The following is a 14,414-nucleotide window of genomic DNA, read 5'->3' on the forward strand; positions in this document are numbered from 1 at the left end:
GGAGAAAAGTCCAATGTCTATCAAAAAAACACTTACAATAGCTGGTTCCGATACTTCTGGTGGAGCTGGAATTCAAGCAGATTTAAAGACTTTCCAAGAACACGGTACATATGGCATGAATATTTTAACAGTTATTGCTACTATGGATCCTGATAACGGATGGAGCCACGGTGTATTCTCATTGCCAGTAGAAGAGATTAAACGCCAAGCAAAAACGGCATTATCTACAAATGTGGATGCTATCAAAACTGGTATGTTAAGTACGGAAGAAATTATAGAGACAGCCGGTAATATTATAGAAGAAGCTGGAGTTAAAAGTGTAGTAATTGACCCTGTTATGGTATGTAAAGGGGAGGATGAAGTCCTAAATCCGGGGACAGTGGATGCAATGATCGAGTTTTTACTTCCACGCGCATTAGTCGTTACCCCTAACCTGTTTGAAGCTGGACAACTTTCCGGCCTTGGTGCATTGCACACAATTGAGGATATGAAAGCAGCCGCAGAAAAAATTCATGCTCTTGGTGCGAAAAATGTAGTCATCAAAGGTGGTAAGCAGTTAAAGCACGAAAAAGCTGTAGACTTATTTTACGATGGACAAACACATACACTTTTAGAAACAGAAAAAACAGAAACTACGTTCAATCATGGTGCTGGATGTACGTTTGCTGCAGCAATAACGGCAAATTTAGCTAATGGCTTTTCTGTTGCCGATTCAGTTTTTGAGGCGAAAGAATTCGTTTCAGCCGCTATCGCACACGGTTGGAAATTAAATCAATACGTTGGACCAGTTCTTCACGGTGCTAAAGGTAAATTCGGCGCTCCAGAAGTAACTACTACAACTGTTTAATAAGTATTTAAAAACTCGTAGAGTCATCGATGACTTACGAGTTTTTTTGTGTCTAATTCAATCATTCGCATCATTAAGTTTTTTTCATTATACTAATAGCAGACAGTATACTAGGAGGCAATATGAATGGAACTTGTTCAAGTAGAACGCTTGCAGGAGCTTTTGAATAATTTTGCAAACGAAGATGTATATATACATTTAGAAACAACAAATGGAGCCTATGCGGCACATTTTAATGAGAGTGTGTTTAATGCGGGTGCATTCATTCGTAACGTTATCATACGTTACGAACTTGGGAAAATAGCAGGAGAATCTCCACATCGTATAGGGTTAAAACTCCCCCATGGTTGGGTATATGCACAAGGGATTACCCATTTCGAGTTAGATGAGCACGGAAGATTATTGATGGCTGGACATGACCAAACTGGGAAATTGGCCGTTGCATTACAAATTAGCAAAACACCATTTACTTACTAAGGAGGACACATAAATGACATTACCAATGGAACGACATGTATTAGTTGTATTCCCTCACCCTGACGATGAAGCATTTGGGGTATCAGGTACAATAGCAACTTATATTAAGCAAGGAATTCCGGTTACATACGCTTGCTTAACACTAGGGGAAATGGGAAGAAACTTAGGAAACCCTCCTTTCGCCACTCGTGAGACATTGCCGCAAGTTCGCAAAGATGAACTACTTGCATCTGCTAAAGCAATGGGAGTGACAGACCTTCGTATGATGGGTTTACGTGATAAAACGGTAGAATTTGAGGACGATGAAAAAATGGTAGAGATGATGCAAAACCTAATCTCTGATACGAACCCTTCCCTAGTAATTACGTTTTATCCAAATTATGCAGTTCATCCTGATCATGATGCGACTGGACGTGCAATGATTCGCGCAGTGAGACGTATGCCTGAGGAACAACGCCCAACAATTTATGCTTTAGCGTTTTCAAATGATTCTAAGGAAGTCTTAGGAGAGCCAGATATTGTTCATAACATTAAAGAAGCTGCAGAACAAAAAATGGGATCTATGCGTGCGCATATTTCACAGACTGCATGGATGTTAGAAGAAATGGATAAACGTCTAGCTGATGGAGAAACTGAAGCAGAAAATTGGCTAAACTTCGAACGTTTTTACACATATGACTTCTCCAAAGATTTCGAATAAAGGAACTTTCTTTAAGCTATAGACTTCTTCATGCAATTGAATTATTATGTATAAACAGTATTAGTTGATGTATAAATATTCATATATATAGAAAGTTGGTCTTTTGCATGAAAAAGTTTTCTTTATCCACTTGGCTATTATTCCTGCTACCATCTATAGCAGGTGTTATTCTTTTTATGATTCCTCTACCTATTGACGAAGGAATTCAAATACCTATTGCATGGTTTGCTAGTATTCTTTCTACCTTACTTGAACCAGTCGTCCAATGGGTTGCATTAGTAACACTTTTAATCGCTGCGATTGGCTCGATTATTTTTCTGTTCAGACCAAAAGAAGAGACTTTTATCAATAACTTATTCAAAGTAACTCCTTTTTGGACAGTTACACGTATTGTCGGTGCAGTCTTTTCTATTTTGATCATCTGGCAGATTGGTCCTGAGGCAATTTGGAGTGAAAATACAGGTGGAATGTTATTAAGTCCTACTGGACTGGTGTCCTTCCTATTTACCATTTTCTTGTTCGCAGGATTGTTGTTACCTCTACTACTAAACTTCGGACTATTGGAGTTCTTTGGTACGATGATGGTGAAAATCATGCGCCCTCTATTCAAGTTACCCGGTCGCTCTGCCGTTGACGCTCTTACTTCATGGGTTGGAGATGGGACAATCGGAGTTTTGCTTACTAGTAGACAGTATGAAGAAGGTTATTACACGAAGAAAGAAGCAGCTATTATTGGTTCTACTTTCTCCGTTGTTTCTATAACATTTTGTATCGTTGTATTAGATCAAGTTGGTTTAGGCAATTACTTTATACCGTATTATTTAACCGTTCTACTTTGTGGTGTTGTACTTGCGTTTATCATGCCAAGAATTTACCCACTTGCTGGAAAAGAGGATACACATATTGACGGACGTCCTCTTGATTTAGAAGCAGAGAAATACCCTGAAAATTATAATGCCGTTACGCATGGTTTAGAAAATGCATTGAACACGGCTAGTAAAAACCGTTCAATTGGCAAGTTTTTTACGGATGGTATAAAAAATGTGATTGATATGTATATTGGAGTTGCACCTGTAGTACTTGCATTCGGTACAATTGCATTAATGCTTGCAGAGTATACTTCGGTATTTACTATTTTAGGTAAACCTTTTGAGCCCCTATTAATGTTATTTGGTATTCCAGAAGCAGCGGCAGCAGCACAAACAATGGTTGTTGGTTTTGCGGATATGTTCCTTCCGTCTATTCTTGGAGCATCTATTGAATCAGAAATGACTCGCTTCTTTATCGCTACAATGTCTGTAACGCAGCTGATTTATATGTCTGAAGTTGGTGGCTTGTTATTAGGTTCAAAAATTCCGGTTAATATTAAAGACTTAGTCGTTATTTTCTTATTACGTACGCTTATTTCATTCCCAATCATTGCAGTAGTCGCACATATATTGTTTTAAATAAGAAAGACCAGGTATAAAAAACACCCGGTCTTTGTACATTAAACCTGTTTCTATTGTAAATGTACTTTGGACAGATTTTATGCTATATGATTACCATTTGATTTTCAAAGAGGCTGTTCGTGACTAATGTCACAAATAGCCTCTTTTTTCTCGGTAATCTTATGGATTTTTACTGTCCATCGTCGTTTTTAGATAATTAGAGAAAAAATGCTATCCAATTTTTATAGCACCAAATTCCTTTTAATAAATGATACAACAGAAAAACAGCGGACCTTATAGAAGGTCCGCTGTTTGTTTTGCTGCTAGTTTAGTTAACATATCTTTTGTCATTGCATCTAGATCATATTTATATGAAAAGCCCCATTCTTCCTTTGCAGCAGCTGCATCTATAGAATCTGGCCAGCTATTTGCTATTGCTTGACGAATCGGATCCACTTCAAAGTCCATAGTGAAAGTCGGTATTTCCTTACGGATAGATGCTGCGATTTGCTCTGGTTCAAAGCTCATTGCCGTTACATTGAACGCATTGCGATGGATCAATTTTGAAGCATCTGCCTCCATTAAGTCCACAATTGCCTGCAAAGCATCTGGCATATACATCATATCCATATATGTTCCAGCTGCAATATATGATGTATACGAAGCCTCTTTAATCGCTTTATAATAAATATCCACTGCATAATCAGTCGTTCCACCACCAGGTAAAGTTTCATTGGAAATCAGCCCTGGGAAACGCAATCCACGTGTGTCTAACCCAAATTTATTAAAGTAGTAATCACATAATAATTCACCTGAGACTTTGTTCACTCCATACATCGTTGTTGGACGCTGTAATGTATCCTGAGGAGTATTCTTTTTAGGCGTAGAAGGCCCAAATGCTCCAATAGAACTTGGAGTAAAGAACTGCAAACCTAGTTCTCTAGAAGCTTCTAGTGCATTTACTAACCCACCCATATTTAAATTCCATGCAAGTAATGGTTTAGCCTCTGCAGTTGCTGATAAAAGAGCTGCCATATGGATCATCGTATCTGCTTTAAAATCCTTCGCAAGTTGATGCATTTTTTCCCCATCGGTCACATCTAAAATTTCAAAAGGACCACTTTCTGATACAGGTGAAACAACATTTCTAATATCCGTTGCTAATATATTGTCTGAACCATACTCTTTTCGCAATTTGGTTATTAACTCTGAACCGATTTGCCCTAGAGCTCCGGTAACCATAATTTTTTTCATATTATTCTTCCTTCCAAAAACATTTGTATTTTTGAGGAGTACAAAATTGACACCGAAACCATTGATATTACTAGCCTTTCGTGAAATTAATTATACAATGTTCCCTCAATAAACACAATACAACTTTAAAAGAGTTTCTTATAGTGAAGTACAGGAGGCCTATATGAGACTACTTCCATACATCTCTATATTTGTTTTAGGAGTTGCATTAACGGTGCTTGTCTATTTACAGTTATGCCTTATGCAATAGATGTAATTATAGTAAGAAAAAGATGATTTGAGCACTTTTCGATTAGTAGCTGAGGATAGCATTTTGTTTAGTCAAAGGATGTCCAAAATTATAATTTTTTTATTCATTTAAATGGATAGAAACAAATATGAAAAATTAAACTTAACTTTGTTCTCATAAAAAAGGCTACCAAGTTTTAAACTTGGTAGCTGTTTTAAACTATTTAATTACGCCAAGCTCTTTACCAACTTTCTCATAAACAGCGATGGCTTCATCTAGCATTTCTTTCGTATGGGCTGCGGTAGGCATATTACGAACGCGTCCTGTCCCTTTTGGTACGGTTGGGAAGACAATAGATTTGGCATAAACGCCTTCCTCGAATAGTCGTTTGGAGAAGACTTGCGTTAATTTTTCATCGCCAATAATACATGGTGTAATCGGTGTTTCGGATGCTCCGATGTTAAATCCAAGTTTCGATAAACCTGCTTTTAAGTAGTCACCATTATCCCAAAGTTTGTCGTGTAATTCAGTGGAATCAATAATCATTTGAACTGCTGCAGTAATTGCTGCTACATCACCTGGTGGTAATGCTGTGGAGAATAAAAATGGACGTGAACGAACCTTTAACCAGTCGATTAAATCCTTTTTACCTGCAACGTATCCACCTACAACACCGATTGCTTTAGAAAGAGTACCAATTTGGAAATCGATTTCTTTTTCTAAACCGAAATGCTTCACAGTTCCCTTCCCTTTACCAGTTACACCTGAACCATGTGCATCGTCTACATAAGTTATTAGATCAAACTCCTTCGCAATCTCCACGATTTCTGGAAGCTTCGCAATATCTCCATCCATGGAGAAAACGCCATCTGTAATAACCATCACCTTGTTATATTGACCTGATTCTGTTGCGGCTTTTGCTTTAGCACGTAAATCATCCATATCGGAGTGGTTAAATGCTATGATTTTCGCACGAGACAGTCGGCATCCATCAATAATAGACGCATGATTTAGTTGGTCTGACAAAATGGCATCGTTTTTGTCCATCACTGCAGAAATAGCTGCCATGTTACAGTTGAAACCTGATTGGTAAGATATAGCCGCTTCCGTTCCTTTGAATTCCGCTAGCTTTTGTTCTAACTTCACATGTAGATCTAGTGTTCCATTAATCGTACGGACAGCTCCAGCTCCAACTCCATACTTGTCCACCGCATCTTTTGCAATTTGTTTTAGCTCTGGATTTGTTGCAAGTCCTAAATAGTTATTCGATGAGAGATTAATGAGCTCAGAGCCCTTCACACTTATTTTCGCGCCATTAGGACCTTCTACTGGGTCGATTTCATTATATAAACCTTGGTTCTTCAATTCATTTAAGTTTTCAGTTAAAAAATTATTTAATATGTGAGACATGTTACTCATCCTTTCACGGGTCATATTCTACTCTATCTTACCATGTGAAAAGGTTTGAGGAAAATAAAGCTGCTATTTTAAAGCCCTACAGACATTTGTCCGTAGGGCCTTGTTATTGCTATTCTCCGATTAATTCCATGTTTTCATCTTATCGTTTCAAGCATTTTCTCCTGTAATTCTCTCCACTTTTCCTCTTCAATTGCTGAGTCGTAAAGCATCTTAATCATTTTCGATTCTCCCGAATATGTGCATAAATAATCTTGAGCAAGTTCCATCTCACTTGCATATTCATTTCTTACCTCTACTATTTTATCTTCATTTAACATGGTTTGATTGATATGCGGAAAGAAGTCTATAATTTCATCTCCATTACGTTCTGGCTCATAAACATGAGGACTCGTCGCATCGACCACACATAATTGGAGTTCTGGAATCACTATCCCGTCTACACTATTTGCATCCAAGCCACACCAAATATACCTTACATCTAATCCATGTAGCTTTGCCTCTTCCCCAAAGTTCTTCATAAAAGAAGACTTTCCACTACCCGGTAATCCTTTTATATACAATCTATTTTTCAAGTTTTTAGAAATAGACTCCAAAGTATCCTTTGCACCAAGTGGAGTAAGAGAACCCATTAACCGATGTGTAACCTTTGGATTCTTTTGAAGTTGTATATTACCGATACTTTTCTTAGTACGTTCTTCAAGCAATGTGTTTATACCATCCCAATTGATGGCTCCTTGTATAAGCAGTTCCCATTCGTCATGAATTTTTTTTGCTCGAGATAATGCTTGAAGCCCTTTTGATAGCCATACATCATTAGTAATCTGCTTTTCTTTTACTATTGGTCCAATATCATGAAGTTTGCGGTCATTATATGCTTCATAATAGGGTACCCATTCGTGTCCTGCCCCGTAATAGATAGGGTCTACAGTGTCAGCTTGTAAGTAAAGTGTTTTTGTTTCATTAATATACAAGCCTTCCAGCAAATCCTCATGCATCGGGTCATAAAACCACTCCATATTTTTACCTCTACGCACTGCATTATAGCCTATTTCCTTGAATATCTCGGTCAATCGATAGGTGGTCGGCCCTTTAAAGAAATATACTTTGTTCGCCTCTTGAATAATTTCCTTGTAAAAGTTTTTCACACCTTGTCCCGTATATGACCTTCCCATATAATGAGTAATTACCCCGTTCATAGCGTCATCCTCCCTATCATTCCTTCAAGAAATACTATATGCACTGTCCTAGTAAAATATGAAAAAGAGTGTGGAAAATCAAGTTTGATTTTCCACACTCTTTTTCACATACGGCAATGTATAACCGGAAATGGTATATAGTAGTTTTTGAGACAAAGGCAATGAATAATGAACTATCTGTCCAAGCAATAACGCGATAATAATAGTACCTAGTCCAACCGGTCCACCAAGTGCCCAGCCAGCAAGTGCCACAATTATTTCAATTCCGGTTCTTACTTTTTTAATACTCCAACCTGTTTTAGCCATGAGTAACAGCATAAGAGAATCACGTGGACCTGCTCCAACATTTGGAGAAACATAAACCCCTACACCGACTGCAGTTATAACAACCCCAATAACAAATATAATTATTTGCCCTATATAGCTTGTGATATCAGGTAAAATCCAGTTAAACACATCAATAAACGATCCTATAAAAAGAATATTTAACCATGTACCAAGCTGTGGAAATTTCTTCGTTCCAATCATCGTGACCAATACAATCGTGATACCCGTCAAAATTGCCCAAGTCCCGATAGTTAAACCAAGATGATTATATAAACCAACATGAAATACATCCCATGGTCCAATTCCAAATTGCTGTCCTTTAATGGTCATCGAAATTCCCAACGCCATAGTAGTGACTCCCGTAACAAAAAAAATCCAACGCCAAACTAATTGCTTCATTCGAATCCTACTTCCTGTTTCTGAAAACCGCCTAGAAGTCTCCAGTAATATAGTAGGTCAATTATAACGGTGTTTTTATCAAATGATTACATTTTAATAATTGTTGCAATTCCCCCATTCGTTAGCTGAAGTAAATCCTGTAGACTTAGTTTTAGTTGAAGACCTATTCTCCCGCCACTTACGAGGATAAAATCAAGACTCTCTGCACTTGCATCTATCCATGTTGGGAATAATTTCTTCATCCCAATTGGGGAGCATCCCCCTCTAATATAACCAGTAGTTGGTTGCAATTCCTTTAACGGCAACAACTCAACTTTCTTCTCGCCTACCACTTTTGCTACTGCTTTTAAATCTAATTCTTTATGTACTGGAATAATACAAACAAAATGCTTATTTGCTCCAGCGGTAACAAGCAGTGTTTTATAGACAACAAAAACGGGATAGCCTATTTTATCTGCTACAGTTATCCCGTCTACTTGATCGCCAGTTAGCTCATATTCTATTGTTTCGAACGCAATGTTTTGCTGTTCAAGTTTACGCACCGCATTCGTCTTTTGTTTTTTGCTCATATTTGGAAGCCCCTTCTTATGCTATGCGGAAGAAACTTGGCTGTTGGTCAGTAAAGCCATATTTTTTCATTTGCACTTGAAATGAGTATTTTGCAATTGCTTGTTCTATATATCTTTTTTTCTGTAAATCCTCCCGTTGCACCTCAGGGGATTGAAGATCATATTGAACAGAACGATTAGATACCGCAGCCTCATCTTCTCTTTGTCTTTTTGCTTCAACCTCGATTTGTCTAGTTGCTTCTTCGTTTAATGTAATTTGTGTTTGAACGGTTTGTATTTTTGCAGTAGCATTAGCCGCTAGTCGCAAGTCTTCGGAACTCAGGTAATCAGGAGCAAGTGCAGAACTTCTAACTTTCTCTAATAGCTCTATCGTCTTTTCAGGGGTAGGACCGCCTACTATTTGCACTGGAACTGCAGGTCCTTTTATTTCTAGCATACTTTTGCTTTTTTCTAGTTGCTGAAACTCTTTAACTGCCGCACTTATTTCGGGGGAATCACTTTCTTTTTCCTTCTTCCCAAGTAACAAATCCTCTAAGTCTGCTAATGTAGGATTCTTTTTAGGCTGATAATATTCAGCATTTTTACGATAGGCTTGTCCTACATCTTTACGCTGAAAGGCTTGTTTACGTTGTTCTGCTTCTGCTATTAAGTTCAAAGTACCGTTTCCTGTCGCCCTCACCAACATCATTCTTCCACCTCTTTCCATATAGTTCTCCTTCTTAACATTTTACCACTTTCACAAAATATTCAAACTAACTATTGTCATGAATTTCACATGCATAAAGACTCAAATAGTTTTTTATAAAATTTTTAATTTTATAGGTCTTTTATACTTATCCGTAATTTTTAAAATGTCTTATAAAATTCATAAAAGAGCCAAAACTGTTTTTTACGCAATCTGAACATTGAATATAAGTCGCTAACTACCAGGTTGACTAAGGGCGTCCGCCACTGCAAAAGCCCTTACTATATGATATATTAAATTTTAATGGTAGTTCGAAGGGATGTTATAAAATGAAGAAAAGTATTGTAATTGCAGAGAAGCCCTCTGTAGCAAGAGACATCGCAAATGTCCTCAAGTGTCATAAAAAAGGAAACGGTTATTTAGAAGGTGACAAATATATCGTTACTTGGGCATTAGGACATTTAGTAACATTAGCAGATCCTGAAACTTATGATGTTAAATATAAAACGTGGAATTTGGATGATTTACCAATGCTCCCAAATGATTTGAAGCTAGTCGTTATTAAACAAACAAGCAAACAATATAATGCGGTCAAAAGTCAGTTAGTTCGTACGGATGTCAGTGATATTATCATTGCAACCGATGCTGGTCGTGAAGGTGAATTAGTAGCGAGATGGATTATTGAAAAAGCTAAGGTTAAAAAACCTGTTCAACGACTTTGGATTTCATCTGTAACGGATAAAGCTATTAAAGATGGTTTTCAAAATTTAAAACCAGGTAAAGCTTATGAAAATTTATATCACGCAGCTGTTGCAAGGTCTGAGGCAGATTGGTATATCGGGTTAAATGCAACTCGCGCACTTACAAGTAAATTCAATGCACAACTTTCATGTGGACGTGTGCAGACTCCAACTGTCGCGATTATTGCTCAAAGAGAAAACGAAATAAGAAACTTTAAACCGAAAACATATTACGGTGTGGAAGCACATACAGATCAAAAGTTAAAGCTTACTTGGGTGGACAAACAAACAAATGACTCTCGTACTTTCACTAAAGAAAAAGTAGAACAAATTGTTTCTAAAGTGGACAACAAACAGGGAACCATCGTAGAGGTCGATAAAAAACATAAGAAAAGCTTTGCACCTCAACTATATGACTTAACTGAGCTCCAACGAGATGCCAACAAAATATTTGGATATTCAGCGAAAGAAACACTTGGTATTATGCAAACTTTGTATGAGCGACATAAAGTGCTAACGTATCCTCGTACGGATTCAAGATATATTTCTACTGATATTGTAGAGACATTACCAGAACGTCTAAAGTCATCTGGCATTGGGCAATATAGACCATTTGCTAACAAAGTATTACAAAAGCCTATAAAAGCAACCAAAGCATTTGTAGATGATAGTAAGGTTTCAGATCACCACGCTATTATTCCAACAGAAGAAACAGTAATACAGTCTAACTTTACAGATAAAGAACGCAAAATTTATGACTTAGTGATTAAACGTTTTATAGCAGTACTTTATCCTCCTTTTGAATATGAGCAAATTACGGTCAAAGCGTCTATTGGTGATGAATTATTTGTAGCAAAAGGAAAAACGATTCTTTCGTCAGGTTGGAAGGAAGTATATGAAAATCGTTTTGATGAGGAAGAAAATACTGAAGACATGAAAGAACAACTACTTCCTAGCATAAACAAAGGCGATAAACTTTCCGTGAAATTAGTTACTGAAACATCAGGACAAACGAAAGCGCCGGCAAGGTTCAATGAAGGTTCTTTACTTACAGCTATGGAAAATCCGGCAAAGTATATGGGTACACAGGATAAGGAACTAGCTAAAACACTGGATAAAACAGGTGGATTAGGAACAGTTGCTACAAGGGCAGATATTATTGAAAAACTGTTCAATTCATTCCTTATGGAGAAAAAAGGAAAGGATATTTACTTAACTTCTAAAGGGAAACAATTACTTGAATTAGTTCCAGAAGATCTAAAAACACCTGCCCTTACAGCTGAATGGGAGCAAAAATTGGATGCAATTGCAAAAGGGAAATTGAGTAAAAACGTATTTATTAATGAAATGAAAACTTATACGAAAACAATTGTTAGCAATATCAAAAATAGTGATAAAAAATTCAAGCATGATAATATATCCACAAAAAGCTGTCCTGATTGTGGCAAACCTATGCTTGAAGTGAACGGAAAAAAAGGGAAAATGCTTGTATGTCAAGATCGTGAATGCGGCCATCGCAAAAACGTCGCAAGAGTTACTAATGCCCGTTGTCCACAATGTAAGAAAAAACTGGAATTGCGCGGTGAGGGTGATGGTCAGATCTTCACATGTAAATGTGGATTCCGAGAAAAATTATCTGCTTTCGAACGCCGGAAAAAAAATTCAGGTGGTAAAGTGGATAAACGCGATGTACAAAAGTATTTAAAGAAACAAAACCAAGAAGAAGAACCTGTAAATACAGCACTAGCAGAAGCATTAAAAAAATTAAATTTAAAATAATATAAAACTATACATCATTTCCTAACTAGGATCTGATGTATATTTTTTTCTATCTATTATTTCCACATACTTTTCAACTATTACTCCAATATAATCATAATTACATCATTTTTTTACATTTACATTACTATTTTCTCACCCTTTTTTATCCGATAGGTGGTATTATTGACATAATAACACTGAACTTATGAGGTGAAATAGTTGGATATAGCTGTCCCCTTAAAAAATACAATATTAAATGCCTCAGAAGATTTAATCATTGTACTGGACGATACTGGAAACATAATAAACATGAATAGTGCGTGGGAAAAGATTGAAACAGTGAATGAATTTGTTCCTCTAATTGTTAAGAACTCAAACTTCACGGACTTATTAGAGTCAACACAGAATTACGAGCAATTGGATTCTATTCAACAAATACTGCGTGGAGATACAGATGAATTTCAAAAGAAGTTTACAATTTCTATAGAACAAAAGCAGTATTACTATTTATTTCGTACGTACAAATTGACCCTCTCTTCCAATCGAGTAGGTGCAATTATTATTTACTCAGCATATAAGCAAGAAGTAGTCTCAGAGATGAAGAATATTTTAGAAAGTATGACAGATGCTTTCTTTTCAGTCGATAAAAGTTGGAATATTACATACATAAATGAGTATGGAAAAACCCTACTCAGCCAAGTACTTCCAAGCTTTAACTATAAAAGTTCCGAAAGCCCTTCTTTGTTAGAGACAGAATTTTTCCCTTTTCTTCAACAAGTAATGTTAGAACAGGAAACTCGACAACAAGAAATTTTCATCCCATCAATACCAACATGGTTCGAGGTTAAAGCTTATCCAATAGCAGAAGGTGGTTTGTCTGTTTTTTTCCATCATATAGCCGAAAGAAAAAATATTGAAAAAGATTTAAGGAATTTAGCTTATTTTGACTTTTTAACACATTTACCTAATCGTAGAATGACCTATGACCTGCTACAGCGTAAAATAAAAAACGGTGAGCCTTTTTCATTTTTTTATATAGATTTAGATGGCTTTAAATTGATAAATGATATGTATGGGCATACACGCGGGGATGCAATTCTTGTGGAAATGGCTAATTTTTTTAACCAAACTATCAAAGTAGACAAGGTAGTCTCCCGAGTGGGTGGCGATGAGTTTGTTATTTTCACAGATGAAGTAGATAAAAAAAAGTTAAGTATTATTGCAAATAAATTGGTTCAAGACTTCCAAGAAATTTCTGAATCCAAATCAGTACCTTCTATTCCGTTAAGTCTAAGCATTGGAATTTCTAGATATCCTCAGGATGCGTCTAATACCGATTTACTATTTCGTTACGCTAATGTTGCTATGTATACTTCCAAAAAACGAAGTATTAATAACTTCAGTTTCTTTGAATACTCGATGATTGAGGAGATAGAACGTAAGGTCCATATTGAAAATGAGTTACATGGGAATCTAAAAGATACTGCGATTCACTTTGTTGTGCAACCTCAATTCGATTCTACAAATAATGAAGTAATCGGCGTAGAGGTGCTCACTCGTTGGATTCATCCGAAGTACGGGTATATTACTCCTCCAGAGTTTATTGGAATTGCTGATAATAGTGGAAGAATAGAGGAACTCACAAAGTATTTGATCTGCGAGGTGTTTTCCAAAGTTTCTAAATGGATCCAGGACTATGGTTTTAATAAGCCAGTAGCTATTAATATTACTCCGAAGCTACTTGGAAACAGGAAATTTTTTAATGATTTAATTCACTTTATTCAGTTTTATAATATTCCACCACAGATGGTAGATATCGAAATTACTGAGAATGCTAATTTAGACACCGACCAAAATATATTAAGTAATATTGCCTTTTGTCGAAAATATGGAATCCGCTTATCCTTAGACGATTTTGGAACGGGGTATTCTAAGTTAGCAGATCTTGTCGATTTTCCAATCGATAAATTGAAAATAGATAAGTATTTTGTGGATAAAATCGGTAAAGAAACTAATGCGGAGCTCATATTGCATACATTTATGAATCTTGCCAAAGGATTAAAATGCGATGTTCTTGCAGAGGGTGTAGAAACAAAAGAGCAGGTCGATTACTTGAATAGCCTTGGTCTTACATATTTTCAAGGTTACTATTTCTCTAAGCCTGTTTCTCTCGAAGAATTTGAACAAACTTACTTAATAAATAATTAATAAACAGGTGAAGAAAAAGCATGTTTTCTTCACCTGTTATTATTACCTATCTAATCTCTATATCCAACCACCTATTTTACTTGGAGCGAAACAGACCCATTTAAGTAATTGGGATATGCAACGAACTCTATTTTAACTGGGTTAATAATGCCTTTTGCATCTATAGTTACTTT

General features: G+C 36.4%; 12 protein-coding genes. 6 read left to right on the forward strand and 6 right to left on the reverse strand.

Annotation, left to right across the window (positions count from 1 at the left end):
- The first annotated feature begins 13 nt into the window (after positions 1-13).
- The 4 genes from thiD to BM260_RS05400 all read left to right on the forward strand — a co-directional run bounded on the left by thiD (position 14) and on the right by BM260_RS05400 (position 3,472).
- Positions 14-847: a bifunctional hydroxymethylpyrimidine kinase/phosphomethylpyrimidine kinase gene (thiD, locus tag BM260_RS05385; RefSeq protein ID WP_093535865.1), complete on the forward strand. Its 834-nt coding sequence runs from the start codon at positions 14-16 to the stop codon at positions 845-847.
- Positions 848-973: 126 nt separating this feature from the next.
- Complete coding sequence (locus BM260_RS05390; protein WP_093535867.1) at positions 974-1,324, forward strand: YojF family protein; 351 nt, start codon at positions 974-976, stop codon at positions 1,322-1,324.
- Between the two features lie 13 nt (positions 1,325-1,337).
- Positions 1,338-2,024, forward strand: coding sequence for a bacillithiol biosynthesis deacetylase BshB2 (bshB2, locus tag BM260_RS05395; RefSeq protein ID WP_093535869.1), 687 nt, complete (start codon positions 1,338-1,340; stop codon positions 2,022-2,024).
- 107 nt (positions 2,025-2,131) lie between these two features.
- Positions 2,132-3,472, forward strand: coding sequence for a YjiH family protein (locus tag BM260_RS05400; protein ID WP_093535871.1), 1,341 nt, complete (start codon positions 2,132-2,134; stop codon positions 3,470-3,472).
- A 276-nt stretch (positions 3,473-3,748) separates the two neighbouring features.
- Here BM260_RS05400 and BM260_RS05405 read toward each other — a convergent pair whose 3' ends face one another.
- From BM260_RS05405 to BM260_RS05430, 6 genes are all read right to left on the reverse strand, one after another.
- A complete protein-coding gene (locus tag BM260_RS05405; RefSeq protein ID WP_093535873.1) occupies positions 3,749-4,708 on the reverse strand; it encodes an L-threonine 3-dehydrogenase in 960 nt (319 codons plus the stop codon).
- A gap of 448 nt (positions 4,709-5,156) precedes the next feature.
- Positions 5,157-6,347, reverse strand: a complete 1,191-nt coding sequence (locus BM260_RS05410; RefSeq protein WP_093535875.1) for a glycine C-acetyltransferase — start codon at positions 6,345-6,347, stop codon at positions 5,157-5,159.
- A gap of 143 nt (positions 6,348-6,490) precedes the next feature.
- A complete protein-coding gene (locus BM260_RS05415; protein ID WP_093535877.1) occupies positions 6,491-7,552 on the reverse strand; it encodes a hypothetical protein in 1,062 nt (353 codons plus the stop codon).
- A 78-nt stretch (positions 7,553-7,630) separates the two neighbouring features.
- Positions 7,631-8,278, reverse strand: a complete 648-nt coding sequence (locus tag BM260_RS05420; RefSeq protein WP_093535879.1) for a YczE/YyaS/YitT family protein — start codon at positions 8,276-8,278, stop codon at positions 7,631-7,633.
- 86 nt (positions 8,279-8,364) lie between these two features.
- The gene (gene ybaK / locus BM260_RS05425) at positions 8,365-8,847 is read right to left on the reverse strand and encodes a Cys-tRNA(Pro) deacylase (protein WP_093535881.1); all 483 of its coding nucleotides are present in this window, start codon (positions 8,845-8,847) and stop codon (positions 8,365-8,367) included.
- A gap of 16 nt (positions 8,848-8,863) precedes the next feature.
- Positions 8,864-9,535: a hypothetical protein gene (locus tag BM260_RS05430; RefSeq protein ID WP_139219901.1), complete on the reverse strand. Its 672-nt coding sequence runs from the start codon at positions 9,533-9,535 to the stop codon at positions 8,864-8,866.
- Positions 9,536-9,861: 326 nt separating this feature from the next.
- On the opposite strand from BM260_RS05430, the gene BM260_RS05435 reads away from it, so the two are divergent.
- Together BM260_RS05435 and BM260_RS05440 are read left to right on the forward strand one after the other, a co-directional pair.
- Positions 9,862-12,051 carry a DNA topoisomerase III gene (locus BM260_RS05435; RefSeq protein WP_093535885.1) on the forward strand — a complete coding sequence of 730 codons (2,190 nt, stop codon included), beginning with the start codon at positions 9,862-9,864 and terminating at the stop codon, positions 12,049-12,051.
- Positions 12,052-12,252: 201 nt separating this feature from the next.
- Positions 12,253-14,241, forward strand: coding sequence for a bifunctional diguanylate cyclase/phosphodiesterase (locus BM260_RS05440; RefSeq protein ID WP_093535887.1), 1,989 nt, complete (start codon positions 12,253-12,255; stop codon positions 14,239-14,241).
- Positions 14,242-14,414 lie beyond the last annotated feature (173 nt).

The organism is Psychrobacillus psychrotolerans (genome assembly GCF_900115805.1).
GTDB classification, from domain to species: Bacteria; Bacillota; Bacilli; order Bacillales_A; family Planococcaceae; genus Psychrobacillus; species Psychrobacillus psychrotolerans.

Excerpts from the sequence above, each read along its gene's own strand:
- BM260_RS05405 (WP_093535873.1), bottom strand. The coding sequence starts at position 4,708 with ATGAAAAAAATTATGGTTACCGGAGCTCTAGGGCAAATCGGTTCAGAG.
- ybaK (WP_093535881.1), bottom strand. The coding sequence starts at position 8,847 with ATGAGCAAAAAACAAAAGACGAATGCGGTGCGTAAACTTGAACAGCAA.
- BM260_RS05415 (WP_093535877.1), bottom strand. The coding sequence starts at position 7,552 with ATGAACGGGGTAATTACTCATTATATGGGAAGGTCATATACGGGACAA.
- bshB2 (WP_093535869.1), top strand. The coding sequence starts at position 1,338 with ATGACATTACCAATGGAACGACATGTATTAGTTGTATTCCCTCACCCT.
- BM260_RS05410 (WP_093535875.1), bottom strand. The coding sequence starts at position 6,347 with ATGTCTCACATATTAAATAATTTTTTAACTGAAAACTTAAATGAATTG.
- BM260_RS05390 (WP_093535867.1), top strand. The coding sequence starts at position 974 with ATGGAACTTGTTCAAGTAGAACGCTTGCAGGAGCTTTTGAATAATTTT.
- BM260_RS05430 (WP_139219901.1), bottom strand. The coding sequence starts at position 9,535 with ATGATGTTGGTGAGGGCGACAGGAAACGGTACTTTGAACTTAATAGCA.
- BM260_RS05400 (WP_093535871.1), top strand. The coding sequence starts at position 2,132 with ATGAAAAAGTTTTCTTTATCCACTTGGCTATTATTCCTGCTACCATCT.
- BM260_RS05435 (WP_093535885.1), top strand. The coding sequence starts at position 9,862 with ATGAAGAAAAGTATTGTAATTGCAGAGAAGCCCTCTGTAGCAAGAGAC.
- BM260_RS05420 (WP_093535879.1), bottom strand. The coding sequence starts at position 8,278 with ATGAAGCAATTAGTTTGGCGTTGGATTTTTTTTGTTACGGGAGTCACT.
- thiD (WP_093535865.1), top strand. The coding sequence starts at position 14 with ATGTCTATCAAAAAAACACTTACAATAGCTGGTTCCGATACTTCTGGT.